The organism is Metasolibacillus sp. (genome assembly GCF_025291715.1).
Taxonomy (GTDB): Bacteria; Bacillota; Bacilli; order Bacillales_A; family Planococcaceae; genus Metasolibacillus; species Metasolibacillus louembei.
Window position 1 is genome coordinate 50,815 of record NZ_JAMBIZ010000015.1, and the last position, 25,588, is coordinate 76,402.

The 25,588-nt window shown below is 37.4% G+C and carries 23 protein-coding genes and 1 pseudogene; 13 read left to right on the forward strand and 11 right to left on the reverse strand.

The features are described from left to right. Window positions 1-360: 360 nt before the first annotated feature. From M3Z76_RS11150 to M3Z76_RS11160, 3 genes are all read left to right on the forward strand, one after another. Window positions 361-762, forward strand: a complete 402-nt coding sequence (locus tag M3Z76_RS11150; RefSeq protein WP_293926654.1) for a (deoxy)nucleoside triphosphate pyrophosphohydrolase — start codon at window positions 361-363, stop codon at window positions 760-762. Between the two features lie 15 nt (window positions 763-777). Continuing rightward, the gene (locus M3Z76_RS11155) at window positions 778-3,654 is read left to right on the forward strand and encodes a DEAD/DEAH box helicase (protein WP_293926757.1); all 2,877 of its coding nucleotides are present in this window, start codon (window positions 778-780) and stop codon (window positions 3,652-3,654) included. A 99-nt stretch (window positions 3,655-3,753) separates the two neighbouring features. Continuing rightward, window positions 3,754-4,125 carry a diguanylate cyclase gene (locus M3Z76_RS11160; protein WP_293926651.1) on the forward strand — a complete coding sequence of 124 codons (372 nt, stop codon included), beginning with the start codon at window positions 3,754-3,756 and terminating at the stop codon, window positions 4,123-4,125. A gap of 60 nt (window positions 4,126-4,185) precedes the next feature. Here the strand turns inward: M3Z76_RS11160 and M3Z76_RS11165 are convergent, their stop codons facing one another. Together M3Z76_RS11165 and M3Z76_RS11170 are read right to left on the reverse strand one after the other, a co-directional pair. Next, window positions 4,186-7,047: a hypothetical protein gene (locus tag M3Z76_RS11165; protein WP_293926648.1), complete on the reverse strand. Its 2,862-nt coding sequence runs from the start codon at window positions 7,045-7,047 to the stop codon at window positions 4,186-4,188. Window positions 7,048-7,129: 82 nt separating this feature from the next. Beyond that, complete coding sequence (locus M3Z76_RS11170; protein ID WP_293926645.1) at window positions 7,130-7,822, reverse strand: copper homeostasis protein CutC; 693 nt, start codon at window positions 7,820-7,822, stop codon at window positions 7,130-7,132. An 81-nt stretch (window positions 7,823-7,903) separates the two neighbouring features. Between M3Z76_RS11170 and M3Z76_RS11175 the strand changes: the two genes are divergently transcribed. Continuing rightward, window positions 7,904-8,662 (forward strand): methyltransferase domain-containing protein, encoded by a 759-nt coding sequence (locus M3Z76_RS11175; protein ID WP_293926643.1) that lies wholly within the window; start codon window positions 7,904-7,906, stop codon window positions 8,660-8,662. A gap of 136 nt (window positions 8,663-8,798) precedes the next feature. On the opposite strand, the gene M3Z76_RS11180 is transcribed toward M3Z76_RS11175, so the two are convergent. Together M3Z76_RS11180 and M3Z76_RS11185 are read right to left on the reverse strand one after the other, a co-directional pair. Then, window positions 8,799-9,353, reverse strand: a complete 555-nt coding sequence (locus M3Z76_RS11180; RefSeq protein ID WP_293926640.1) for an NADPH-dependent FMN reductase — start codon at window positions 9,351-9,353, stop codon at window positions 8,799-8,801. Between the two features lie 101 nt (window positions 9,354-9,454). After that, complete coding sequence (locus tag M3Z76_RS11185) at window positions 9,455-10,264, reverse strand: NAD(P)H-binding protein (RefSeq protein ID WP_293926636.1); 810 nt, start codon at window positions 10,262-10,264, stop codon at window positions 9,455-9,457. Between the two features lie 100 nt (window positions 10,265-10,364). On the opposite strand from M3Z76_RS11185, the gene M3Z76_RS11190 reads away from it, so the two are divergent. The 5 genes from M3Z76_RS11190 to M3Z76_RS11210 all read left to right on the forward strand — a co-directional run bounded on the left by M3Z76_RS11190 (window position 10,365) and on the right by M3Z76_RS11210 (window position 14,367). Further along, window positions 10,365-11,369 (forward strand): CMP-N-acetylneuraminic acid synthetase, encoded by a 1,005-nt coding sequence (locus tag M3Z76_RS11190; RefSeq protein ID WP_293926633.1) that lies wholly within the window; start codon window positions 10,365-10,367, stop codon window positions 11,367-11,369. Window positions 11,370-11,429: 60 nt separating this feature from the next. Beyond that, complete coding sequence (locus M3Z76_RS11195; protein ID WP_293926630.1) at window positions 11,430-11,615, forward strand: SE1832 family protein; 186 nt, start codon at window positions 11,430-11,432, stop codon at window positions 11,613-11,615. A gap of 45 nt (window positions 11,616-11,660) precedes the next feature. Next, window positions 11,661-13,235 carry an ABC-F family ATP-binding cassette domain-containing protein gene (locus M3Z76_RS11200; protein WP_293926627.1) on the forward strand — a complete coding sequence of 525 codons (1,575 nt, stop codon included), beginning with the start codon at window positions 11,661-11,663 and terminating at the stop codon, window positions 13,233-13,235. 260 nt (window positions 13,236-13,495) lie between these two features. After that, a complete protein-coding gene (gene spx, locus M3Z76_RS11205; protein WP_293926624.1) occupies window positions 13,496-13,897 on the forward strand; it encodes a transcriptional regulator Spx in 402 nt (133 codons plus the stop codon). A 41-nt stretch (window positions 13,898-13,938) separates the two neighbouring features. Then, entirely contained in the window at window positions 13,939-14,367 is a 429-nt protein-coding gene (locus tag M3Z76_RS11210) for a MarR family winged helix-turn-helix transcriptional regulator (RefSeq protein ID WP_293926621.1), read from the forward strand. Between the two features lie 148 nt (window positions 14,368-14,515). Here M3Z76_RS11210 and M3Z76_RS11215 read toward each other — a convergent pair whose 3' ends face one another. Continuing rightward, window positions 14,516-15,064: an RNA polymerase sigma factor gene (locus M3Z76_RS11215; protein WP_293926619.1), complete on the reverse strand. Its 549-nt coding sequence runs from the start codon at window positions 15,062-15,064 to the stop codon at window positions 14,516-14,518. Window positions 15,065-15,333: 269 nt separating this feature from the next. Here M3Z76_RS11215 and M3Z76_RS11220 point away from each other — a divergent pair, with 269 nt between their 5' ends. Further along, complete coding sequence (locus M3Z76_RS11220; protein ID WP_293926616.1) at window positions 15,334-15,909, forward strand: TetR/AcrR family transcriptional regulator; 576 nt, start codon at window positions 15,334-15,336, stop codon at window positions 15,907-15,909. A 14-nt stretch (window positions 15,910-15,923) separates the two neighbouring features. Next, entirely contained in the window at window positions 15,924-16,754 is an 831-nt protein-coding gene (locus M3Z76_RS11225; protein WP_293926613.1) for a CPBP family intramembrane glutamic endopeptidase, read from the forward strand. Here M3Z76_RS11225 and M3Z76_RS11230 read toward each other — a convergent pair. The 4 genes and pseudogenes from M3Z76_RS11230 to M3Z76_RS11250 form a co-directional block, all read right to left on the reverse strand. Continuing rightward, window positions 16,740-17,741, reverse strand: coding sequence for an MBL fold metallo-hydrolase (locus M3Z76_RS11230; RefSeq protein ID WP_293926610.1), 1,002 nt, complete (start codon window positions 17,739-17,741; stop codon window positions 16,740-16,742). The genes M3Z76_RS11225 and M3Z76_RS11230 overlap by 15 nt on opposite strands. Beyond that, a pseudogene (locus M3Z76_RS11235) lies at window positions 17,734-19,394 on the reverse strand (ABC transporter permease). Before M3Z76_RS11235 ends, M3Z76_RS11230 begins: the two are co-directional and overlap by 8 nt. Window positions 19,395-19,444: 50 nt before the next feature. Next, window positions 19,445-20,458 (reverse strand): ABC transporter substrate-binding protein, encoded by a 1,014-nt coding sequence (locus M3Z76_RS11245; RefSeq protein ID WP_483310163.1) that lies wholly within the window; start codon window positions 20,456-20,458, stop codon window positions 19,445-19,447. A 2-nt stretch (window positions 20,459-20,460) separates the two neighbouring features. Beyond that, on the reverse strand, window positions 20,461-21,420 hold the full coding sequence (locus M3Z76_RS11250) for an ABC transporter ATP-binding protein (RefSeq protein WP_293926601.1): 960 nt from the start codon (window positions 21,418-21,420) through the stop codon (window positions 20,461-20,463). 137 nt (window positions 21,421-21,557) lie between these two features. Between M3Z76_RS11250 and M3Z76_RS11255 the strand changes: the two genes are divergently transcribed. Further along, window positions 21,558-22,439 carry a LysR family transcriptional regulator gene (locus tag M3Z76_RS11255; protein ID WP_293926598.1) on the forward strand — a complete coding sequence of 294 codons (882 nt, stop codon included), beginning with the start codon at window positions 21,558-21,560 and terminating at the stop codon, window positions 22,437-22,439. Window positions 22,440-22,479: 40 nt separating this feature from the next. Here M3Z76_RS11255 and M3Z76_RS11260 read toward each other — a convergent pair whose 3' ends face one another. Beyond that, window positions 22,480-22,911, reverse strand: coding sequence for a hypothetical protein (locus M3Z76_RS11260; RefSeq protein ID WP_293926595.1), 432 nt, complete (start codon window positions 22,909-22,911; stop codon window positions 22,480-22,482). A 199-nt stretch (window positions 22,912-23,110) separates the two neighbouring features. Here M3Z76_RS11260 and M3Z76_RS11265 point away from each other — a divergent pair, with 199 nt between their 5' ends. Then, window positions 23,111-24,493 (forward strand): dipeptidase, encoded by a 1,383-nt coding sequence (locus tag M3Z76_RS11265; RefSeq protein ID WP_293926593.1) that lies wholly within the window; start codon window positions 23,111-23,113, stop codon window positions 24,491-24,493. Between the two features lie 34 nt (window positions 24,494-24,527). Here the strand turns inward: M3Z76_RS11265 and cyoE are convergent, their stop codons facing one another. Then, the gene (gene cyoE / locus M3Z76_RS11270) at window positions 24,528-25,424 is read right to left on the reverse strand and encodes a heme o synthase (RefSeq protein ID WP_293926591.1); all 897 of its coding nucleotides are present in this window, start codon (window positions 25,422-25,424) and stop codon (window positions 24,528-24,530) included. Between the last annotated feature and the right edge of the window lie 164 nt (window positions 25,425-25,588).

The following is a 25,588-nucleotide window of genomic DNA, read 5'->3' on the forward strand; positions in this document are numbered from 1 at the left end:
TATTTTTATTTGCTTACAAGATTTATAGTACGAAACAAACATTAAGTAAGTGTGGATGGTTTGAGAAGGTTGTGTAAAAAGTGTTAAGAGGGGGTAAAGGGGACAACGTTAACAGGAGGTTTGCTTATTGCAGGCAAATTTAATCAATTACGCCAGAGACTTTAGGACAACAGGATATTGGTCATTCAGTCATAGTGTTCTTAGACTAAATTCTTCTTTCTCAGTGGGAATCTAAATGAAAAGCAATTGAAGCATTCAGCTCGCTCCCTATAGAGATGAGCGTTTTCTACTAAATCATGATAAAATTAGTACAAACTATCGTCAATTCATACATAATATTGAAAGTTAAGGTGTTATAGAATGAAAAAAACAATTCATGTAGTAGGTGCTATTATTGAAAATGAACAAAAAGAGATTTTTTGCGCTTTACGTAGTAGCCAAATGTCTCTTCCTAACCTTTGGGAGTTTCCAGGTGGAAAAATAGAAAATAATGAAACACCTGAAGTAGCGCTCTATAGAGAAATATTAGAAGAATTTAATTGTGAAATTATGATAAAAGAGAAAGTAGAGGATACTACTTATGATTATGGTGCATTTATCGTTCGCTTGGAAACATATATGGCACAAATTGTTAAAGGTGATCCTCAAGTTACCGAACATGCTGATGCTAAATGGGTTAAACGAGAAGATTTATATTCACTAGAATTTGCTCCAGCAGATATTCCAGCAGTAGAAAAGTTAATTACCCAAAATAACTATTAAAGGATAGTGATCATGATGGAGCAGCTTACAAAAATGATGCAAAGCTCTTTGTACCATGGATTTATTGATAAAAGCATTATTGTAACTAATCAATTCAAGCCCAAATTATTAGTAAATAAGCGACATGAAAACGTTCTTTCTACTATTTCACAAGAATTAAAAACTTGTAATACTTTTATTTTCTCAGTTGCGTTTATTACAGAAGGTGGTTTAGCTACTCTAAAAGCTGTATTGCAAGATATTCGAAAGAATGGAATCAAAGGACGCATTTTAACGTCTACTTTTTTAAGCTTTAATCAACCTAAAATGTTTAAAGAACTACTCAAGCTTGAAAATGTTGATGTTCGGTTATCTGATATTAAAGGATTCCATTCAAAGGGTTATATATTTGAGCATACGGATTACTATTCCTTAATAGTTGGAAGCTCTAACTTAACTGATAGCGCTCTAAAAACAAACTTAGAATGGAATATTTTTTTAACTTCTCTTGAAAACGGTGAAGTCATTCATCATTTTAAAAATCAATTTGAGGAAATGTGGAGAACTGCTACTCCCCTATCAAAAGAATGGATTACTCAATACGAAAAAACTTATAAAAAGCAATTTGAAAACCCAAATATACAACTAGCCAATGTAGTAGAATTGGAGTCTACTTATTTAACTAATTCATTACAACAGGCCTTATCTATTCAACCTAATGAAATGCAATCTGGTGCCCTTGAACAATTAAAAATTTTACGACAAACTGGTGCACAAAAAGGCCTAATTATTTCTGCTACTGGAACAGGAAAAACATATTTATCAGCCTTTGATGTGAGAAACTTTGCGCCTGATAGATTCTTATTTATTGTCCATCGTGAACAGATCTTAAATAAAGCAATTCAAGATTATAAAAAGATTCTTGGAGGCAATGAAGAAGATTATGGTATTTTATCTGGAAACTCAAAAGATATAAATGCCCGATACTTGTTTGCAACAGTTTCTACACTCTCTAAAGAAATATATTTAAACGAATTGTCCCCAGAACATTTTGATTATATTTTAATTGATGAAGTACATAGGGCTGGTGCAAAGTCATATCAAAAAATAATTGAATACTTTAACCCCAAATTTATGCTTGGTATGACAGCTACTCCTGAGAGAACGGATAATTTTAATATTTACTCTTTATTTGACTACAATATCGCATACGAAATCCGACTCCAAACCGCGCTCGAAGAAGACATGCTTTGCCCTTTCCATTATTTTGGGGTAACAGACTATGAATATAATGGACAAATTATTAATGAAACAACATCATTAAATCGACTTATCGCCCCGGAAAGAGTGCAGCATATTATTGAGAAAATAAATTATTATGGATACTCTGGAGAAAAATTGCGTGGTCTTATTTTTTGCAGCTCTAAAGAAGAAGCAAGAGAGCTTTCTAGTATTTTAAATTTGCAAGGCTTAAAGACAGCATCTCTTACAGGAGATAATTCACAATCAGAAAGAGAAACTGCTATTAAGCTTTTAGAACAAGGTAAACTTGAATATATATTAACAGTTGACATTTTTAACGAAGGAATCGATATTCCCTTCATAAATCAAATTGTGATGCTAAGACAAACACAATCGAGTATTATTTTTATTCAGCAACTGGGGAGAGGGTTACGAAAACATAAAGATAAAGAATACTTAACTGTTATCGATTTTATTGGTAATTATAAAAATAACTATCTAATTCCCATAGCTTTATCTGGTGACAATTCAATGAATAAAGACAATATCCGTCGTAAAACTGTTAATACCAATTATATTCAAGGGGTATCTACAATCAATTTTGAAGAGATTGCTAAAAAGCGTATATATGAAGCTATCAATAATACAAACTTATCAACTTTAAAAGCTCTTCGTGATGCATATAATGAATTAAAAAGACGCTTAAATCGATTACCTTTGCTATACGATTTTATCGAACAAAATTCACTCGATCCCGAAGTAATCATTCGCTATGCAAATAACCACTATAATTTCTTATTAAAATTAAAAGAGGACATACCTCTATTACAAGAATACGCTAAATCTGTTTTAACTATGATTTCTTTTGAATTTATTAATGGAAAAAGAATTCATGAAATACTATTAATAAATCTATTGTTGCAAAAGGATACAGTAACAAAACTAGAATATATCGGCGCTATACAACAATATGACACCCATATAGATGAAGAAGCAATAAAATCAGTTGAAAATATATTAACATTACAGTTTCATACAAAAAATGATAAGAAAAAATTTGGTACTAAACCTTTAATCAATATTCATAATGAAACATATAGCTTCAATAAAGATATTAAAGGCTTCCTGCAAAATAATTTCTTCAAAACATTGATTGAAGATATTTTGAAATGCGCTATGCATAACAATAAAAAATATAATAACAATAAACCGTTTACACTGTATGCTAAATACTCACGTCGTGATGTGTGCCGCCTTCTAAATTGGACTACTGATTCATCATCTACTATTTATGGTTATCGTACAAAGCATAATACAACACCAATTTTCGTCACTTACCATAAAAAGGATGATATTATCTCTAGCCAGGCATATGGTGATGAATTTTTATCGCCTGGGATTTTTAAATGGTATAGTAGAAGCCGATTAAATTTAAATTCACGTGAAGTGCAAACTATTTTATCATCTAATAAAACAAATTCACCAGTTTATTTATTTGTAAAAAAGGATGATGGTGAAGGAAGCGATTTTTATTATTTGGGTCAACTCAAAGTTATCGAGGAAAGTGCTCAAAATGGAATGATGCCTGATGGCAACTCGGTTGTAACAATGAATTTCTTACTAGAACAGCCTGTTCAATACGATATTTATCATTATTTAGTAGAACAATAAGAATGTCAGCTACATATCATTCCGTTGAAAGGAGCGCTCCCCATAACCTACCAAGCAAAAACCTCAAGATTGCTTTTTCTTATGCTGGGGCTTTTAACGGTGCCTACTTTGCTTGTGACAGAGTTTTGGCTTCAGTTGATAAGTAGTGTAACATTACTTTTATTGCTAATGTTTATATTTTTGAAATATACCTTTACAATCAAAAATAATACAATCACTTACACAACGACACTTTTCGGTCAAACAGTGTATACAAAGGAAGTTCAAACAGCGGATATTGTAAGAGTGACGTTTAAACGGTTTAATTGGGCAACGCGCTTAGCTGTTATTAAAACGTCGAAGAGCTTGCCAATCCGAGTGGCGTTGTTTAAGCCTGAAACGGTTTTTGAAGATTTGATTATGTTTTGTAAGGATTATGGTGTGCCTTATACAAAGACAAAAGATTATCAAATTCTGGAGAAATTGGGCTAAACTTCGACTACACAATAAAGGCACCTAAAATCAAAATTTTGATTTCGGGTGCCTTTGCTTTTATATGTCGCTTGGATACATGTGTTTGTATAGAACCTCTAGTTTTTTCGATAGCTTACTGTAGGCTGATTTCCATGCTTTTCGCTTCTTGTCGTCACCATCTGCTGGGACATATTGTGCGTGTATATCCGCTATTTTCTTCAAATCCGCTTCCGCTTCTGTTAGCTTTTTATAGTTTCTCACAGCGTTTTTATCACTTGTGCTTAAGCTATCATAAGCAGCTCGAAGCTCCTTCACTTTGTTGTCCAAGTTGGCGATGTATTCACCTTTCACAACGAGCCCATTAATGGATTCAATTAATGTTAATACACCATTAGCTGATTGAAGTTCCTTTTCCTTGTTACTGATTGCTTGGCGAACTGTTGAGCTTACTAGGCTTGCTTGCTTTGTTGTCAGCTTAGCAAATGCTTTAATGACCGTGCTCGGATCCTTTGTAAAGGACTTGTCGTATTGTGCCATGAAAGTCGATACTTTTTTTGCATCTGATACAGCTGTCTTTAATATGTCGCCATTCGTTACAGCTTTTTTATCTGTAGCGTTCAGTTTATTATATAGTGCTGATAGCTCATTAATTTTTTCGACAGATACTGTATATATGCCGTTAACTTGTATCGCTGCAATTTCATTATTTAAGCGTGTTAAATTCGGTGCATTGTTGTCCACTAAACGGTTCGCTAGTAGGTTTTCATATTGCTGCTTGGCTAAATATTGTTGCTTTGCAGGCAGCTTGTCATATGCTTTTTGAACTGATTCGATTTTTTTCGTTTGCTTTTTTACATCTGTTTCTTCGCGTGCAGCCTGTACTTTTTTATGAAACGAATTGACTGCCGAAAGATCCTTGCTTGCAGCTGTTAACACATGATAGTTGGTTACATATTTACGCGCGCCAGAAGATAGGCTTTTATAGACCGTTGTTGCCGAATTCACCGCATTTTCAAACGTGGCAAATGTGTAATTCTCAAATTTTGCTAACTTTTCAATATCTGTTATTAGCTTTTCTGCCACCGCTTTATCTGAAGGCTCCTGCTTGCCTGGGTCGACAGATGTTTTGGGTGCATTTTTCAAAAATGTCTCGGCATTATAAACTAGTGATTGCTGAAGGCTCGTTAATTTATTATACGCTTTTAATGTACTTGTATAAGTTGATTGCAATTTATTGCTTGCTACACCCTTCGTTGTAGACAGCTTTTGATACGCATCAATACTTTGGATTACTTTTAATGCTGTCTTGAAATCCTTCTGTAGTGTAAGAAGCTTATCATAGCCAACAGTTTGTGTTGCTGATGCTTTTGTTAAACCTTTATATTCACTTACAAGGCGATTGACATCATTAACATAGCTGTTCCACGAAGTGCTAGAAGGATTTATCGGGTAATGAGTGCCGAGATTGCCAACATAGCCTGCAATTTCATTGTTCAAGCGTTCAATTTGTTGCTTCTCTGCGCTTTCTGCCTGTAGTAATAGCGTAATCCATTCACTCGTCACTAATTGTGATTGTTTATATGTCAGTTTGTCATAAGCATTGCGAATTGATTTTGCTGTTGTCACCTGCTTATTTGGCGTATCATTCAATGATAATTTATCAAATGCTTTAATGAATTGCTGCACTTTTTTAATGTCCTGCTTGGCATCCTGTAAAACGGATTGATTTTGAATAGCAGCCTTTGCATCCTGTGACAATGTAGCGATATTTTTATCGATTTCCTCAACCTTTGCTTGTAAGCTAGCTGCGTCTGCTGCATTATATTTTGTAAAAGACGCTTCATAAACTAATAATGCTTGAATTGCTTCATTAATTTTTCTGACATCCTTGAACTCCTCATCTGCATGCGGGTCAAGTAAATTACGAATATCTTTGTATAAAGCTTCTTGTGGGTCAAGGCTACGTTGCAATAAGTCTAGCTTATTGTACGCTTCCTCAATTTCCTTTAAATATTTCGCCTTATCCTTTTCCGCCACTTCATCTACTTTACTTACTTTTTCTTGTAGCTTTTCAATTGCTTCAACATCAGCTAATGCACGCTTTAGCGACGTATAATTTGTTACACCTTCTTTCGCCGCTGCTGATAAATTTTGATACTTGCTATCTAAATCTGTTAATTGCGCTTTAAAAGATGGAATAGATGTAAATTTGTATTGATAATCATTCACGAAAATTTCTTTAATCTCATCAATCATTGAAGTAACTACTTCATTTGAAATCGTCAGCACATTAGAAACATCTGATTCTACCGATGCTTTTCCTGCTTTCGCTGTTACCCTCACAATAATTTGCTTTACATCTTTAGCTAATGCGTCTTTAGCAATTGTATATGTGCTGCTTGTTGCACCATCAATAATCGTAAAGGATTCCCCTACTTTATAAAACCATTGATAGCTATATGTAACCTGCCCATTTTGTAGTTTGGCACCCGCATTATCTGTAGCAATAGCACCTTGTACTTTCACCGTCTCTCCTGGTACTGCAAAATCATTTAGCTTCGGCACTGTAATCGCTAATTGCAATGCCTTGATTTCTACTGACTCACTTTTATATTTAATGCCCTCTGTCGTAGTTGCCTCTACAAAAATAGAGCGTCCTGCTGCATCTACTGGCACTTTTAATGTCGCTTGCGTTGCACCAGTAATTGGCTTATATGTTGCGCCATTTGAGCCTTCACCTGCTACATTTTCCGCATAATACCATTGATAGCTTTTAACGAGTGAATTCGCTGGTAATTTTTCAATCGTTGCTTTCAATGTTTCATTCACTGTTTTTTCACCTGTAATTGATACAGTGTGTGTCTCTTCTCCATGTACAACAGCAGGCGCAATCATTACAATAGGAATCGCCCCTAAAGTAAAAAATAATTTTTTATTCATTTTCCGACCTCCTCTGTTTCATAGTCTATATCGGGCTTATTTTCTAGCACTTTAGTATTTTTTCAAAAAACAGGGATTCTTCCTAGCTCAATATATTTTTTATTTGTGATAATGCCTGCACATCAATAGCTTGAGCAAAGCTGCCTTCTTTGTGAATCCCTGAGCCGAAATGGTAAAACTGCGCCTGTAGTACCTCATGTACAGATGCAATATTGTGCACATTTAGCCCAGCTCCTGGCATAATCATTGGAGGATTTAATTGCTTTGAGGCATGCTGTATTAGAGCGTGTAATGTCGTTAAACCTTCTGGCACTGTCCTTTGCCCTCCAGATGTTAGTATTTGGTGCACGTGATAGGATGATTGGCATAGCGCTTTGTATAAATCAAGCGTATTTGCTTCATCAATTGCACGATGAAATGTAATTGCTAAACCATCCGCTTCTTCTATCACCTTTGACAAAAGTTCAAAATCAATCGTATTCTTTGTAGTCAATGCGCCAAATACAATGCCAGCAGCGCCAAGCTCCTTTATTATGCGAATATCCTCCAGCAGCGTTGCCCATTCACTTTGTTGATAGTTGTAATGATAGCTATGTGGACGTACCATCACCATTACAGGAATTTGCACGCTCTTGACTACTTGCTTGATTGTGCCATAGCTAGGTGTTAAGCCACCTTCAGCAATAGCTGAAACTAGCTCTAAACGATCTGCTCCATATGCTTCTGCGGTCTTTGCATCCTCTTCATTTAATACAATTGCTTCTATTTTACTCATTCTTTAGCACCTCTTTTCCTAATTATGTATTCTTCTTATGTTATAATGAATGCCAACTTATATAAAACAAAAGGAGTAACTATGACCTTACATAATGCAGAAGAATACAACAATCCCATTCTATATGATAAAGAAAACGAAAATCATTTGGCAGATGTTCCATTTCTATTGAAATGGGCAGCACAGCAGCAAGGAATAATTATTGATTTAGCCTGTGGTACAGGGCGAGCGACCATCCCGCTTGCTCAATACGGTCACCAGTTAATTGGTGTTGATATTCACAATGCTATGTTAGAAGAGGCAAAAAAGAAAGCAATCAAGGCAAACCTTGCAGTTGAATGGATTGAGCAAGATTGCAGTAAGCTACAGCTAGGTTTGAAAAGCCAATTAATCTACACTGTCGGCAACTCTTTTCAGCATTTCCTCACAAATGAAGCACAAGATAATTTATTGACAGCAGTTAATCGCCATTTAGAATTAGGTGGCATTTTCATTTTCGATACAAGATTCCCTAGTGCGGAGGAATTATTGCAGCCACCTACCGAGGAATATTGGAGAAGCTATATCGATCACGATACACAAAACAAAGTAGATGTTTATACAATTAGCCATTATGATACGTTGAATCAGCTTCAGCACTATACGACAATCCGAAGATCTCACGATAGCGCTGATGAGCAACGAACACATATTACTTTGCGCTATGTTTATCCAAAAGAAATGGAGCGGCTATTAAAGGCAAATGGCTTTATCATCCAGCATGTTTATCAAGATTGGAGCGAAACGCCAATTACCAATGATGCTTACTCTATGATTTATGTATGTAAGAAGATAGGATAAACAAAGGAGATGTCTGAAACGTCATTTTGGGACGCTCCCTTTGCGACGGTAATGGTGACAATTTTAATCAAAAATTTACTATATAAAGAAACGGAGCCGTCCAGAAAGTGAACTTTCTGGACGGCTCCGTTTTATTTTAAGGTGTATCGACTGGTTCTTTACATAGATTTTTGCTCATTTCACAATATTGGACGAAAACACGTGCTAGTTCACGTAAACGATTGTGCACATCGTTATTGATAATATTGTTATCCGCATCGAAGTGATCTGAATGTGTGTAAACATAGTTTGGTGTTACTAAGCAGCGGAAGTAATCTAAAATCGGCTTTAATTGATTTTCGATTACTAAATGATGCTGATATGTGCCACCGTTTGCAATCATTGCTACCGGCTTGTAACGCATCGTCTTTGGGCTAATCATATCAAAGGCATTTTTCAATACACCTGGAATCGATGCTTGGAAAATCGGCGATGCAATAACATAGCCATCTGCCTCTTCGAATTTTTGTATCATCAATTTCATATCATCATTTAGAGGGCTACCGTCCAAAATTTGATGCTTTAAATCTGAGAAATATAGAAGCTCTAGCTGTAAATCTTTGTTGTATTCTTGAATATATTTTTCAACTTGTTGAAGAACGGCGCCTGTTTTACGTCCAAAAACTGTACCGTCAACGAGTAAAATTTTCATTTTTTAAACCTCCACTATTGCTGAATTAGTGTTTACTTCGTCACCTATTGTAGCAGATGCAAACGTTGTCGAACAGGGTACGACGCAAGAAAAGCTGAATTTCAGTCTTTTGGCGTATCTTGCTCTGCCTTGTATTCCTTCATCTTAGACTTATCAAATGTCACTTCTTCATCTAATACATTGCCTGATTGAAGTTTATTCCAATTGAATAAATCCTCACGCTTCATTTCTGGCTCTTCTTCTAGCTCAGGCAGTGCCATTTGTGCAAGCTCGTTCGATGGGTAAATCGCTAATTTAGCATTTTTATGATAAAGTGCGATGACCATCATCGCTAAAGCTACTTGCTCTGCTTTAATTGAACGGTAGCGCTTCAACGGACCAATTAATAATGGATTGAATACCGCCAAGACAGCCGCACCTATTTTTTCTCCTACTCGCAGCTCAGAGCGATTTCCTACTAATAATGATGGGCGAACAATAGATAGCTGAGGTAAATCGATATCGATAAGCTCCTTTTCCATTTTGCCCTTCACTCGATTATAATATGCGAAGGATTTCTCGTTTGCTCCCATTGCTGAAATAACAATCATATGCTGAATGCCACGATTTTTTGCCATTGCAGCAATTTGTACGGGGTATTCCACATCAATTTTTTCAAATACTTCACGTGAGTCCGCTTTTTTAATAGTTGTACCAAGACAGCAAAAGATTTCATGCGCGAATTCCATATCGCTTTCTGCTAATGCGTCAAATTCTTTTATTCGTACAACTAATTTAGGATGTGAGTAATCTAATACTCTACGCGCAATAACAGTTACCGCTACGTATTCATCACTTTCACATAATTGCTTTACAAGCGTTGATCCTACTAATCCAGTCGCACCAACAACGATAGCTGAGCGCATCTCCATGAGCACTCCTCCTCTTTTTCTCCTATTCTTTTAATTTTCACACATACTTCAGGAAATTTCACCATATTTTATGTAGAAACGAGAAAGGATGGGATAAGCTATGGCAAAAAACATTGCCTTCATTTTAGAATATAGTGAATGGAAAGGCTATTATCCATTTGAGCGTGCAGCAATTATGCAGGAATTATTAGCAACAGAGCATATTTCGATTTTTTTAAAAGGAAATGATACACAAATTTTGGAGCAGCTAAATGGCTCACCTGTCATTTTTAAAAGCTACAGCGAGCTACCTAACATACTGAAAGAGCAGCATTTTGATTTAATGATTTATGATGGCAATGACTCTACTGCGGAGCAGGCTCAATTATTGAAAGCACATTGCGATACACTTGTACATTTTGATGATCGTGGCGAAGGAGCTACTTTTGCTGATGGCCATATCGTTGCATTGCGAGAGGAATCGCAGGAAATGATTCCCCCTAATATGCTGATTGGTAATTTTGGCTTCGCTACGCCAAATGAGCTGCTGCAAATCGCCTTTGAGGACAAGCTGGAAAATGACCTACCTCATATCGTTATCGCCTTTGAGGATGGTGATGAAAATAATTTAACGTATCGTACTTTGCGCCATTTGACACAGCTCCATATCCCACTAAAAATTTCTGTTGCGATTGATGAAAACTATCGTCATTCCGTAGAGGATCTACAAATGATGGTATTAAGCCGTCGCCATACATCCATTCACCAGCAACCAAATGCACTTTTATCATTACTCCCTAATGCCGATATCGTCGTTTGTAACGCCAATTACACACCTTACAAAATCGCCACGGTTGGCATTCCGTGCATCACAGCAGCACAAAATGAGCGCGAGCTGACAAATAATTTAAATCGTGAGCATAATGGCTTTGTGCATCTAGGCTTAGGTCGCAAAATGAAGCAATCGACCATTCAAAACGCGGTCATGGAGTTTGTATTGCATGAAGCAAGACGTGAACGTGCTATTTATAAGCAGCGTGCACTCGATTTACGTACAAGCAACGAAGCTTTACAGCAGCTTTTACTTGATTTAGCTTATGCTCGTCATGAAATAATCCATATTTGAGTATACGGCATTGCATATGCTATAATTTACAGCAGAAAATAGGAAAAGAGGTCGTTGTTCATGCTAACAAAGTCTCAATTACAGCAAGAAATTGCCGAACTGAAAATGGATTATGTTAATTTACAAGGTGATATGGAAAAGCTTGAATCATTAGGTCATGCAGACTCTGTGAAGCAAGCATTGACACGCCTTGAAAATATGGAAGCACGACTTGCAGAACTGAATAAACAGCTCGCGGCGTTGTAAGCCCGCGAGTTTTTTCTTTGTATACTAATTATCGGAGGAATCGATATGGCAATATTAACAGTTGAAAATTTAGGTCATTCATTTGGTGACCGCACGCTTTTTAAAGATGTATCTTTCCGCATTGTAGAAGGCGATCACATCGGTCTTGTCGGTGCAAATGGTGTTGGGAAATCAACGCTGATGGGCATTATTACAGGCCAGCAAATCCATGATGCTGGGAAAGTTGAATGGCTGCCTAACACACATTACGGCTATTTAGACCAGCACGCTGTATTAACAGCAGGTCGCACAATGCGTGATGTATTGCGCGATGCCTTTTTACCACTTTATAAAAAAGAGGAAGAGCTAAACGAAATCGCGGGTAAAATGGCGGAGGCAACGCCAGAAGAGCTTGAAAAATTACTTGAGGATATGGCAGAAGTGCAGGATGCGCTTGATGCTGGCGATTTTTACACATTAGATATGAAAATCGAGGAGGTTGCACGTGGTCTTGGCTTAGATGCAATCGGATTAGAGCGTGATGTTGCAGCACTTTCTGGTGGTCAGCGTACAAAAGTTTTATTAGCAAAGCTTCTTTTAGAAAAGCCAAAAGTATTATTACTCGATGAGCCAACAAACTATTTAGATGAAGAGCATGTCACTTGGTTGAAAAACTATTTAAAAGGCTATCCGCATGCCTTCCTGCTTATTTCACACGATACGGAATTTATGAATGATGTAGTTGATGTTATTTTCCATTTAGAATTTTCAAAAATGAACCGTTACACAGCTACATATGAGAAGTTTTTAGAGCTAGCTGAAATTAATAAGCGTCAGCATATTGAGGCATATGAAAAACAACAGGAATTCATTAAAAAGCAAGAGGACTTTATCGCCAAAAATAAAGCGCGTTATTCAACAACTGGTCGCGCTAAATCACGTGCCAAGCAGCTTGACCGTCTTGAACGTATCGATCGCCCTGAAACAGCGATGAAGCCTGAGTTTGGCTTTAAGGAGGCACGCTCCTCTAGCCGCTATGTCGTAGAGGCAGAGAATTTACTTATCGGATACGACAACCCATTGCTACCACCGTTAACATTCCAAATTGAGCGCGGCGAAAAAATCGCACTTGTTGGTATGAATGGTGTCGGGAAGTCTACTTTATTAAAAACAATGCTAGGCAAAATTAATCCATTAGGTGGCAAAGTCATTCGTGGTGATTATTTATATCCTTCTTACTTCGAACAAGAAGTAAAGGCAGAAAAAATTACGCCAATTGATGATGTATGGAATGCCTTCCCATCAATGGAGCAGGCACAAGTACGTGCAGCACTTGCTCGTGCAGGCTTAAAAACAGAGCATATTACACGCCCATTAAGCTCATTGTCAGGGGGCGAGCAGGCAAAGGTTCGCCTATGTAAACTAATGATGAATGAGGCAAACTGGCTCATCTTTGATGAACCGACAAACCATTTAGATGTTGATGCAAAAGAAGAATTGAAACGTGCAATGAAAGAATTCAAGGGCACAATCGTTCTCGTATCACATGAGCCTGACTTTTATGAAGGACTTGTGACAAAAACTTGGAACGTACAAGATTGGTTTACAACAGGTCGCACAATTGAATTAGAAGAACAATAGTAGAAAAAACTGTAGTAAATTACTACAGTTTTTTCTATTGCAATCTTTTATTTTTTTCATTTTCTATGAAACTTTTTTCTATTTTTTGCGTATATATTATTAAGAAAGCGGGTATATATTAATTAGGGTATTAATTACTGCTTTAACAATAAAAAAATTTTAAAAAACAATTGCATTACAATTAACTTAGTTGTAAGATATAAATATAAGTAATTACCTTACAAGTAAGTTACTAATGTAAAGGAAGAGAGGAATTTATTATGTCAGTAACAATTTATACACAATCAAGCTGTTCCTCATCACGAAAAGCATTAAAATGGTTAAACGAAAATAACATTTCATACAATGAGAAACGTATTACATCTCAGCCGCTAACATTAGCTGAGTTTAAAAATATTTTAAGCATGACAGAAGATGGAACAGATGAAATTATTGCAACAAATTCAAACGACTTTAAAAATCTTGATGTCGATATCGAACAGCTTTCAATCCAAGAGTTATATGCATTAATTCAAAAATACCCACGCATGTTGCGTAGTCCTATTTTACTCGATGAAAAACGCATCCAAGTCGGTTATAATGAAATGGACATTCGTCGCTTCATTCCACGTAAAGTACGTGCGTTTGAGCTGAATGCTTTGCAAAAATTGGCGGTTGAATAAGTCGCCTTTTTTGCATGAAAGAAAGTTTGGAGATGACAAACATGGGTGATTATAAACATGAGCATTTAACACCACTTTTCGAAGCAGTAGCTGCCTTAGAGCGTAGAATTGCCAATGAATGGAATAGCTTAAATGAGCTTGGCTTCTCGAAATCACATATTTTAATTTTAGACTTTCTAGCAAATGAAGGTCCAAAGCGCCCCTCTGCCATTGCGGAGTATTTAAAAGTGACAACAGGTGGCGTAACCGTATTAACAACAAAGCTTTTAAAATCGGGCTTTATCGAAAAAGCACAAAACGAAAATGACCGCCGCGCCTCACAAATTACGATTACTGAGTCGGGTAGAGCTATTTTAAACGAATCGCGCGAGCAAGTGAACACATTGATTCATCAGCTTTTTGGCATGCTTACAGAGGAAGAAATCGAAAGCCTACGCCAAATTTTTATCAAATGTGCAAACTTTAAATAGAAGTGTACGCATGAAATCTGTGATTTCATGCGTTTTTTGATCAGTGATACATTTTATTCTACGTTTTTTGAAGCTTATTCTACGTTTTCAAGGATTTATTCTACGTTTTTCAAAGTTTATTCTACATTCGAAAAAATCGCCCTACCTCTTATGCTGGTAGGACGACATCTGCTAGTTTATGATCAGCTAATAGCATTTCTTTTAAGCGTGCTTTAGCACGGAATAAACGCGATTTCACAGTACCAATCGATACTTTCATTAACGTTGAAATTTCAGCTAATGAGTATTGATCGACATAGAAATACCATAATGTTTTTTGGTAAATAGCATCAAGCTCATGCATTTTTTCTTGCACAATTTTCGTAATTTCTACTTTCTCTACTTGTTCCTCTGTTGAAACATCATTATTGGGAACCAAATCTAAAATCGGAACGTCTAATTGTTCAGGTTGGTTCATCATGTACTTACTACGTCTTACATTTTTGCGATAGCGGTCGCGGAATGTGTTCATTGTAATTGTTGTTAGCCAAGCTTTTACATGGTCAACTTGTTCAATCGTTGCTTCATAGCGTACAACTTTTACCCATACCTCTTGCATTAAGTCTTCCGCCTCTAGCGTGTTGCGTGTAAGCTTTAAGCAAAGGTGGTATATGTAGCGATTATATTCATCATAAACTTTCGTTAACATTTCATTCATTGTTACTGCCTCCGTTCGGTCTGCTTCATTAACCTCATTTTCGCAAATTCCTTCCTTACGCTCTATCGCATTTACTTTCAATTTCCTTACAATTGTGTAAGCTTCGATGTCATCTACAAATTATGTATGCCCTCTTCGCCAAGTTATACCTCTTTTTCAAAACCCTTATACCCCTTTTGAAAAATTTTTACACTCTTAAAGAAGGAATTTACGTTTATTTTGTTGAATATAATTTCAATGAAAATAAATTCAATAAAGAGGGTATTTATATGAACAGTAGACAACAGCAAAAAGAGCAAAGACGACAGCTTATTTTACAAGCCGCCTTAGATTTATTTATTCGCAAAGGCTATGGGGAAACGAAAATTGCCGATATTGCCAAAGCAGCCAATATGAGTATGGGTCTACTCTTTCATTATTTTGAATCGAAGGAAAAGTTATATGAAACTCTTATTCGTATCGGCAGCGAAAAATTAAAGATGGAACTAAATTTTGCGGAGGCATCGCCATTGATGATTTTTCAATATGTGACTGAGGACATTTTTCAAACAATTAATGCCAACCCATTTGCAGCAAAAATGTTCGTCTTAATGGAAAATGCACAGCATTTAGATACTTTGCCCTCAGATATAAAAGAAATGCTTGCTGAGGCAAATACACTTATTGCAAAAAGCATCCCACTCATTGAAGAAGGTCAGCGCTTAAATGAAATAAGAGAAGGAAATCCGCAGGCACTAGCGATTGCTTTTTGGAATTCCTTGCAAGGCATCGCGCAGCACATCGCCTTACAGCCTAATGCACCTTGTCCTGAGGCAGAGTGGATTATTGCTATATTAAAAAAATAGGGAGGGAATAAGAAATGAAGACAAAAAGAAATATTATGATTTTTATTGTAGTTGCATTGCTATGTGGCTGGCTTGGTGTTGCAGTCGATTATTTTATACCTGAGCAGCCTGAAGGTAATACACTTGGAATGGGGCTTTGGCTAGTTATTCCACTACTTGCAACGATTATTTTACGCGCTTTTGCAGGAGATGGCTGGCGCGATATGGGGCTTGCATTGAATTTTAAAGGTAATGTGAAATGGTATTTGATAGCATTGGCAATTTATCCTGCTACAACATTTCTTTTGCTGCTATTTGGTTATGTAACAGGCTGGATTAATTTTTCTAATTTTAATATACAAGCTGTTATCACTGCTTTTACTAGCATATTTGTCATCCAATTTATCAAAAACATTTTCGAGGAATCTGTTTGGCGTGGCTATTTAACAAGCAAGCTTCTCCAGCTAAAAGCAAATGATTTTTGGCTTTATCTAACAGTCGGAGGTGTTTGGGGTGCATGGCATCTCCCCTACTTCCTCGTATTTTTACCCGCAAGCGATATTGCTAGCGTGCTACCAGTTAACCGTTTAGCCTTTGCGATTATTGGTATTTTAACGATGATTGTATGGACGATTATGTATACAGAAATTTATTTAATGACAAGAAGCATTTGGCCACTTGTTTTGATGCATGCAACAGAGGATGCACTTATTAACCCGTTAATGCTAGACGGTTATATTCAGATTGCGCAAGGTAAGGAGTTTTTCGTTTCACCAACAGCAGGAATTGTAACAACCGTAATGTATTTAATGATTGGGTTAGCTTTGCGAGCTAAAAGAAGGGCTGCCCGTTTAGACACGCCCTAGCTGCACTGGAAATGCACTATGAAAATAAATCACTTGCTTTGCACGTATTTGCTGTGAGAGCTGCACAATATCCTCATAATCTGGATGTGTTTTATAGAAGAAATGATGATACGCACCTTTTTTATGCAAATACCCTGTATAAATTGCAATCGCCTGTGGATAATGCTTCACCTGTTGCTCAGCTACAAAATAAAGACCTGTCTTTATATTGTCCATAGGCGACCAAAATACTTCTCTTACAGCATTTTCAATTTGGATATTACTTTGAGACTCTATATATTGCTGAAACAAAGCTTGTAATGATTGTTCTACATATATAGGTCTTGCTGTATGCTGATAAAGATATGTAGCAATATCTAATGTTTTCCCAGAAAAAGAGGAAGGGAAAATAATTGACTGCTGTGGATAATCTTGTACAAATTGCGCAATTTGCTGCAAAACTACTTGATTATCCACATGCTTCTCCACATGCCCACTGTCAATGAAAGCAATATCATATAGCAGATCATCCTGTGGCAACGTCGTCTGCAATACATAAGTGTCTGCAACATAATCACCAGAGTAAAAAATCATTTTACTTCTAAAGCGAATTTGATACCAAACACTACCGATTACATGCCCGCTATAGCCCCATTTAAACGCTAACTGGTCGCTAATTGACACCCACTGTCCTAAAGATGCATCGGAAAATATAGATGTATTGCGATAGCATTGCTTAAGCTGGCGCTGTGTTAGCTTACTCATCACAATCGGTCCTGTGTAGCCTAGCTGCTCAGCAATTGGCAGCGCCCCAACATGATCAATGTGGGAATGTGAAATAAAAATCGCTGTTAGCTTTTCAATATGCGCTGCTGTTAAGCTTGGTGGCGTTTTTTGTGCATTTTTCATAATACCGCAATCCAATAAAATCGCTTGACCATCTACTTCAATGTAAAAGCAATTGCGCCCATACTCGCCCACGCCACCTAAAATTTCAACATTAAGCATTTGTTTGCTTCCCTCCCCTTTGCATCCACTCCAGCAAAAACATAAAGAGCACTGTAATAATAACTGTCATAACAGCCACAGCCATTCCCACACTGCCATTACCTTGCTCAAACTGGCTATAAATAAAGGTAGCCCCTGTTTCAACAGAAGGAGGTAAAATTAACAAACCTGCTACGAGCTCACGCATCGAAATAATAAAGGTCATCATCATGCCAGCAACAATGCCCTGCATCAAGAGCGGAATAATAATTTGCACATAGATAGCCCATTTATTACGCCCAAAAATAGCTGCTGATTGAAAAATGGAAGCATCCAATTGTGTAAATGCAGATTTTGTATATTGCACAGAATACGGCAAAAATAATACGCAATATGTGACAACCACCATCGCCTTCGTATTGTAAATTGTAAAAGGTAATAGCGGTGAATTCCAAAACATAATCAAGCCAACGACAAAGACAATACCAGGAATAATATTTGGCGTTAAGCTAAAGAAATCTAATAGCTGCTGCTTTTTCGTTTGCCCCTTTTTCACATATAAAGCAATACATAGTCCAAGCACTGCGGTAATAATCGCCGTTAGAATGGAGAAAACAAAGCTATTCATAAATGCTGTAAAGCCTGCGCTACCAGCTGTAAATATTTCTCCGTATGCAGCCAATGTAAAATTGCCCGCTTGCAAGCCATCTCCACGCACCTTTTGCAAGGACGTAACGATAATAGAGAAGTAAGGCACAGCTATCGATAATAATAAAATAATCGTCACAAAAAGCCATGCCCCAAGCTTTATAAACCAAGGCTCTCGTATTTCACGCAGAGCTGGTGTTTTGCCTGAAAGCACACCATATGTATATTTGTGACCAATCCAATTTTGGAAATACCAAATAATTAAGCAAATTGAAAGTAAAAACAATGATAAAGATGTCGCCATACGAATATCAACAGGCCATCTTGAAAGATAGGAATGTATTTCTGTTGTAAATACTTGAAAGCCAATTCGACTACCAAATGTAGCGGGTGTTCCAAATTCAGCTAATGTTTTAATAAAGATCAACAGGCTCCCTAACACATAGCTCGATACTGTTAATGGCAAAACAATTTTAAACCAATTGCGCCAAGCCCCCTTGCCAAAAATTAAAGCCGCATCTATAAATGAGCCATTAATTCGAAGCAGCGTATTTTTCAGCATTAAATAGAGAAACGGAAATAAATGCAAACTCATAATTAATACCATGCCAAAAAGTGTGAAAAACAGCTCAGAAAGCCATGCCGCACTTGGTAGTAATTGCTGTAAAAATCCGTTGTGCTGCATAAATAAAATCCAGCCCATTGAGCCTATATAAGGTGGTGTCATAAAAGGAATTGTTAGCACAATATCTAACCAATTATATTTTGCTAAACTTGTTTCGTGCGAATAAGCGCCATCGGAAAAGCAATAATTGTTGTGCCAATAATGACAAATAAGCCGAGCAATAACGAATTCGATAACGTTTGCCATAAGCGATTTTGCGAAAATAATCGCTGTAACTGCTCCATATTCAATTGTCCATCTTGCACGAATGTATAAAATACAAGAGCTATTATTGGTGCAATGGCAAACGTGCTAACGATTGCTATTAATAAAATAAAACTACGTTTGCTTTCCATCACCATATATTTCAGTCCCTTCTAAAAAGGGCTTCTCGGCATAAGCCGAGGAAGCCTTAACGGAATAATTCGATAAACTTCGTTAATACATCTACTTGCTTTTGCTCTGCCCCTTGCCATTTCACTTCTAATTGAGGAATCTCATCAAGTGTCGCACGATCTTTTACAGCAATCGCTTCATTGCCTGATAGTAAATAGGCTTCTGCTACAAGTGCCTGTCCTTCATCAGATAAGAGAAAATCAACATATGCCTGTGCCGCGTCCACATGCTTCGATTCTTTCATAATAGCAACAGCACGTGGGCTTACTACTGTTCCACTTGCTGGATAAATGATATCTACAGGCTCACCGCTTGCTTTTGCTTTATATGCCATATAGTCAACGCCTGCAATCGTAATATCTTTTTCTCCTGTAATAACAGCATCTAAAGCCTCTTTATTTGCCCCATTCACTTGTAAACCGTTGCTTTTCCATTGTTCCATCGTATTCCATGCTGTCCCATCAGCCTCTGTATAACCGAATAAGAAGTCAACCGCTGAACCAGATAAGCTTGGGTCAGGAATATTGATTTTATTTTGCCATTGTGGCTGTGCTAAATCCGCCCATTCCTTTGGTGCTTCTGCTGCATTTTTCGTATTGTAAACGATGCCTAATGCCGAAGCGCTATAGCCATAGTAATAGCCCTCTGCATCTGACCATTCGGCATTGATTTTATCCGCATTTTTCGCTTCCTTATAGCTTTGTAGCTGGTCAGCTTCTTTTAAGCCATCCATTGAAGCGACAGAAGCTAATACAACGACATCTGCTACTGGATTATTTTTCTCTGCTTCTAAGCGCGATAAAATTTTCCCCGTTGTTCCTTGGAACATTTCAACTTTGATACCTGTTTGCTGTTCAAATGCTTCTTGAATATTTGCTGCTAAGCCATCTGGACCCGCTGAATAAACCGTCACGGTTGTTGATGGCTCTGCCGCCTCTGCTGACTTTTCCTCTTTTTCTTTACTACTACACCCTGCCAATGCTAGTGTTAATACAAGTGCCGCTGTCGTTAAAACTTTGCTCTTTTTCATGTTCATTCCTCCAATTGATAAATTTGCTGTTGATCGATAAATATGTCGAGCGTTTGCCCTTGTGTAACAGGCTCTGTATCATAAAAGCCCCACTCACTTTCTCCTACTTGTGCCTGTATAAAGTAGCGATCTCCAAGAAAAATACTTTTCATGACCTTTGCTGGCATAGCAATTGTGCCTTCACGCGGTTGTCTTGAAATTCCTTCTGGACGCACAATACATCTATCCTGCTTTAGCCAATTGACTTTACCAATAAAATCAGCAACGTAAGGCGTTGCAGGTGTTTTATAAATTTCCTGTGGTGTACCAACCTGTGCAATATGCCCTGCCTCCATCACAATAATTTGATCAGACATCGTCATCGCCTCTGCTTGGTCATGTGTCACAAAAATCGCTTGGCAATCAAAGCTTTGAATAATATTCATAATTTCATATTGCATTTTCTCTCGTAGTACAGCATCTAGTGCCGACAAAGGTTCATCAAATAAAATCAACTTAGGATTTATCGCAAGCGCTCGTGCTAAAGCAACACGCTGCTGCTGCCCACCTGATAATTCTCCAGGCTTTCTTTGCTCAAAGCCTTCCATGCTAACAAGCTGCATCACATGCTGCACACGCTGCGGTATTTCAGCTTTAGCAATAATACCTTTTAAACCAAAGGCGATATTTTGAAAGATGGTCATATGTGGCCATAAGGCAAAATCCTGAAACACCATGGCAATATTTCGTTTACTAGGCTGTATATTAATTTTTTGCTCCGTTGAATAAATCACTGTATCATCAAAGCGAATCTCACCTTGCGTTGGCTGCTCCAAGCCTGCCAACATTTTCAACAATGTTGTTTTGCCACAGCCCGATTGACCTAAAATCGTCGTAAATTTGCTATTTAGCTCTAAATTAATCGGCCACAACACTTGTGTGTCTCCATACTTCTTTTCAATATTCGTTAATGAAATTTTCATTATATCCTCCCTGTCTATTACTACTATAGGGTGCAGATATTTAGAAAATATTAACGTACTATTAATAAAACGTTAAAAAAATTCTAATAAAATAAAACAAATGTAAGATTTTATCTAATTTACTTTAGGGGGATAAAATGAATAATATAAAATTGCAGGCATTTTGCTTATTAGTGGAGCACAGAAAGCTTGCTCCTGTCGCACAGCAGCTTAATATTACAAAGCCAACTGTTTCCTTTCATATCCGTTCCATTGAAGAGGAGTATGGCATCCAGCTATTTCGGACAAATGCTGGTGGCTATCGCCTAACCGCTGCTGGTGAAGGGCTCTATCATTACGCAAAGCAAATTGTACAGCTACATAAAGAGATGACAAATTTTATCGAGGATTTATTGGCAGGCGATGTCGGCTCCATCCGACTCGGTGCGAGTGGCTTACCTGCGCATATTTTTATGCCAGAGCTCATCCACCAAATTTCAACAACCTACCCAGCTATACAAATTTCATTTATCGTGAAAACAGCACCTGAAATTGAAGAACTCGTTGCACAGCATGAGCTTGATTTCGGCTTTATTATGGAAACAAAGCAGGAAAATCCATTACTCGTTTACGAAACAATCGGTGAAGACACCTTTGTTTTAGCATTCAGTCCAAAGCACGAGCTCGCCTCAAAGCACAACATGACAAAGGCGGATATTTTACAATATAAAATTTTGCTGCACACCTCCTCCAGCTCAACAAACTATTTTATTGAGCAATGGCTAGGCTCGCAATCCGCCATGAACAAAATGGAATTAGACTCAATCAGCACCATCAAAAAAATGCTAACATTCGGCACAACTGTCGCCTTCCTGTCAGCAGCTTTAATTGAGGAGGAACTACGCGCTGGCTCCTTAGTCAAAAAAGATTTAGCCGACCGCTCCTTAACACGCAAAATTCAATTTATCTATTCTAGCTCCCGACTAGACAGCCCAATTGATGTTTTTGTCAAAAAAGCAATTGGGGAATTGCAGATTTAATAAAAAAAGAAAGCTCTCGTTACAAAGTTAAGAGAGCTTTCTATAATACCCTAGCAATCATTAAGTCTACAAACCAGAAACTCACACCTGGATATAAGCATATAAATATTAATTTAATGAAATAAAACTCATTCGTTAAATACTCATAAGTTAGTAGATCAGCATCCAATAGCTGAAGAATAATAACGGCTACGATACAGCCTGTTGCCATATGCAAAATAAGCGATAGCAGCTTTTTATTTTTGCTCGCTCTATCAATGATGATTGATGCAGGAATACCTATGCCGATTATGAATGGAGCAACACATACTAAAGAAAACACTAAAATTAATATGAGTCTACTAACCAACGAAAATAGTATATTATCATGCGTTCCCTGTGTGACATTTGTATCCATTACATTTATTAAAAATCCAATATTAAATATAACAATAAAACTTGTTAGAAATTTTCTTTTTAAAATAGAATTCATCGTAACATCTCCTTAAATATAGAGAAGTATTCCATATAACCTCTCAAACCAGTTCAAATTATACACATTTACACCTATAAAGACCATTTCAAAACTATTTTTGAAGGAAACATGTTAGAAACTATTGCTATAGCAGGATTCCCCAGCTACATTATGCTATACTATTTCCATATTCGAAATAAAAGGAGGCTTTCTTTTTATGAGTCATTTAGAAAAATTGGATGCTTATTTTACAGAGCATCGTGCACGCCATTTGTCGGAGTTAAACGAGTTTTTGCGCATTCCTAGTATTTCAGCATTGTCTGAGCATAAAGGAGATATGCGTGATGCAGCAAATTGGCTAGCAGAGCATTTAAAATCTTTAAAAATGGAAAATGTAGCGGTCGAGGAAACAGCTGGGCATCCTGTTGTTTATGGAGAATGGTTACATGCTGAAGGCAAGCCAACGATTTTATTCTACGGGCACTATGATGTACAGCCTGTAGATCCGCTAAATTTATGGGAAACACCACCTTTTGAACCAACGATTCGCGATAATAAATTGTTTGCGCGTGGTTCTTCTGATGATAAAGGACAAGTGTTTATGCACTTAAAAATGATTGAAGCATTGTTTGCGACAGAGGGTACACTGCCAGTAAACGTGAAATTTATTTATGAAGGTGAAGAGGAAATTGGTAGCCCATCTCTTCCAAAATATACAGAAGATAATAAAGAAAAATTAGCAGCGGATCTAATTGTTATTTCTGATACAGGTCTTTATGCAAAAGGCAAGCCTGCTGTATGCTACGGTCTACGTGGCTTAACTGGCGTGCAAATTGATGTGCGCGGAGCGAAAGGCGATTTACACTCTGGTCTTTATGGCGGTGGTGTCCAAAATGCGATTCACGCATTAACTGAAATTTTGGCTTCCTTCCGCGATGAGCACGGGACAATTCAAGTCGATGGCTTCTACGATAAAGTGTTGCCATTATCTGATGAAGAGCGCCAAGCATATCGTGATTTGGGCTTTGATGAGGAAGCATTGAAGGACGAGCTAAAAGTACCTGCATTATTCGGTGAAGCTGGCTACTCTTATTTAGAGCAAACATGGGCACGCCCGACATTAGAAATTAATGGCGTCTTCGGTGGCTTCTCTGGTGAAGGCATTAAAACGGTATTACCTGCTGAGGCTGGTGCGAAAATTACATGCCGTTTAGTACCAAACCAAGACCCTGAGGAAATTGTAGCATTATTAAAGGCACATATTGAAAAATATAAGCCTGCTGGTGTGGAAGTTATCGTTTCTGAATTCGATAAAGGAAAACCATACTTAACACCATTCGATCACCCATTAATTCAAGCAGCTGGTCGCTCTTATGAAAAAGTATACAAAGTGCCAACTGCTTACACACGTGGTGGTGGCTCGATTCCAATCGTAGCAGCATTTGATGAAATTTTAAACCTACCTGTTGTTTTAATGGGCTTCGGCTTATCTGAAGAAAATTTCCATGCACCAAATGAGCATTTCCATTTAGAAAACTTTGATCAAGGCTTACGTGTATTAGGCGATTACTTACACGAAGTTGCAGAGTTAAAGCTATAACAAAAAAGGTCTGTCCAGATGGGCAGACCTTTTCTTATAGAGCTTGCATAATTAATCCGACAGATGCGTAAATAATAACTGTTGCAAACAAGACCATCATGTGAATAAGAGAAAAAGCAAACATTTTATTCGCCCATGTTTTCCCTTCCATTTTATGATAGCCGACAAAGCTTAACCATAGCCAAATACCACCAAGCACCAGTGACACAAGCGTTAATCCTAAGCTTAATGGTAAAAATAAAAAGCTTGTTAGCATTAGCAGCACTAAATACACATTTGTTTGAATATATGTTCGGCGCTGCCCTTTCGCTACAGGAAGCATTGGAATATTCGCAGCAGCATAATCATCATGCTTGCGAATAGCAATCGCGTAAAAATGTGGCATTTGCCAAATCACCATAATAATAAACAATGCCCAGCATGCCGGATGCCAAATATTTGGTGCAACTGCTGCCCATCCAATTAATGGAGGCACTGCTCCAGAAATACTACCAACCTCTGTGTTCCAAATCGTTCGACGCTTCGTCCACATCGTATATGGCACAACATAAAAAAATACACCTAAAAAGCCTAAAAACATTGCAAGTGGTGTCGTAAATGCCAGTGCAATTAAACCGAGAATTAAGAAGACAACCCCAGCTATTAACACTGTTCGTGTATTCAGTTCCCCAGTTACAGTAGGACGTGTCTTTGTACGAGGCATCACCTTATCGATATCGCGATCATACAAATTATTAAAGATACCAGCCGCTGCAATCACAAGGGCTGAGCCTACTGTTGCCAAAATAATATTTGGGATGTTTTCAATAAAATTTAGTTCATACGTATAAAGCGCAAGCATAAGCCCCGCAACCATCGGAATCAAATTTGATTTAATGATGCCAGTCTTCACAGCCTGTGCCCATAAATTTATAGTAGATTGCTTCTGCATAATCGTTACCCCTCATTATAGTCACTATTATTAAGTATACATTATATATGAGACTATGTGCTATGGAACTAGATGTTTTGTCATAAATTTGTGCGAGGGACTTATATCAGCGGGTTTGAGAGATATATCGGCGAAATTTGAAATATATCAGCGACTTTCAGGAA

What these genes read in the sequence shown, in the direction of transcription:
- M3Z76_RS11150 (WP_293926654.1), top strand. Translation starts at nt 361, where the DNA reads ATGAAAAAAACAATTCATGTAGTAGGTGCTATTATTGAAAATGAACAA.
- M3Z76_RS11155 (WP_293926757.1), top strand. Translation starts at nt 778, where the DNA reads ATGGAGCAGCTTACAAAAATGATGCAAAGCTCTTTGTACCATGGATTT.
- M3Z76_RS11165 (WP_293926648.1), bottom strand. Translation starts at nt 7,047, where the DNA reads ATGAATAAAAAATTATTTTTTACTTTAGGGGCGATTCCTATTGTAATG.
- M3Z76_RS11170 (WP_293926645.1), bottom strand. Translation starts at nt 7,822, where the DNA reads ATGAGTAAAATAGAAGCAATTGTATTAAATGAAGAGGATGCAAAGACC.
- M3Z76_RS11175 (WP_293926643.1), top strand. Translation starts at nt 7,904, where the DNA reads ATGACCTTACATAATGCAGAAGAATACAACAATCCCATTCTATATGAT.
- M3Z76_RS11180 (WP_293926640.1), bottom strand. Translation starts at nt 9,353, where the DNA reads ATGAAAATTTTACTCGTTGACGGTACAGTTTTTGGACGTAAAACAGGC.
- M3Z76_RS11185 (WP_293926636.1), bottom strand. Translation starts at nt 10,264, where the DNA reads ATGGAGATGCGCTCAGCTATCGTTGTTGGTGCGACTGGATTAGTAGGA.
- M3Z76_RS11190 (WP_293926633.1), top strand. Translation starts at nt 10,365, where the DNA reads ATGGCAAAAAACATTGCCTTCATTTTAGAATATAGTGAATGGAAAGGC.
- M3Z76_RS11195 (WP_293926630.1), top strand. Translation starts at nt 11,430, where the DNA reads ATGCTAACAAAGTCTCAATTACAGCAAGAAATTGCCGAACTGAAAATG.
- M3Z76_RS11200 (WP_293926627.1), top strand. Translation starts at nt 11,661, where the DNA reads ATGGCAATATTAACAGTTGAAAATTTAGGTCATTCATTTGGTGACCGC.
- spx (WP_293926624.1), top strand. Translation starts at nt 13,496, where the DNA reads ATGTCAGTAACAATTTATACACAATCAAGCTGTTCCTCATCACGAAAA.
- M3Z76_RS11210 (WP_293926621.1), top strand. Translation starts at nt 13,939, where the DNA reads ATGGGTGATTATAAACATGAGCATTTAACACCACTTTTCGAAGCAGTA.
- M3Z76_RS11215 (WP_293926619.1), bottom strand. Translation starts at nt 15,064, where the DNA reads ATGAATGAAATGTTAACGAAAGTTTATGATGAATATAATCGCTACATA.
- M3Z76_RS11220 (WP_293926616.1), top strand. Translation starts at nt 15,334, where the DNA reads ATGAACAGTAGACAACAGCAAAAAGAGCAAAGACGACAGCTTATTTTA.
- M3Z76_RS11225 (WP_293926613.1), top strand. Translation starts at nt 15,924, where the DNA reads ATGAAGACAAAAAGAAATATTATGATTTTTATTGTAGTTGCATTGCTA.
- M3Z76_RS11230 (WP_293926610.1), bottom strand. Translation starts at nt 17,741, where the DNA reads ATGCTTAATGTTGAAATTTTAGGTGGCGTGGGCGAGTATGGGCGCAAT.
- M3Z76_RS11245 (WP_483310163.1), bottom strand. Translation starts at nt 20,458, where the DNA reads ATGAAAAAGAGCAAAGTTTTAACGACAGCGGCACTTGTATTAACACTA.
- M3Z76_RS11250 (WP_293926601.1), bottom strand. Translation starts at nt 21,420, where the DNA reads ATGAAAATTTCATTAACGAATATTGAAAAGAAGTATGGAGACACACAA.
- M3Z76_RS11255 (WP_293926598.1), top strand. Translation starts at nt 21,558, where the DNA reads ATGAATAATATAAAATTGCAGGCATTTTGCTTATTAGTGGAGCACAGA.
- M3Z76_RS11260 (WP_293926595.1), bottom strand. Translation starts at nt 22,911, where the DNA reads ATGAATTCTATTTTAAAAAGAAAATTTCTAACAAGTTTTATTGTTATA.
- M3Z76_RS11265 (WP_293926593.1), top strand. Translation starts at nt 23,111, where the DNA reads ATGAGTCATTTAGAAAAATTGGATGCTTATTTTACAGAGCATCGTGCA.
- cyoE (WP_293926591.1), bottom strand. Translation starts at nt 25,424, where the DNA reads ATGCAGAAGCAATCTACTATAAATTTATGGGCACAGGCTGTGAAGACT.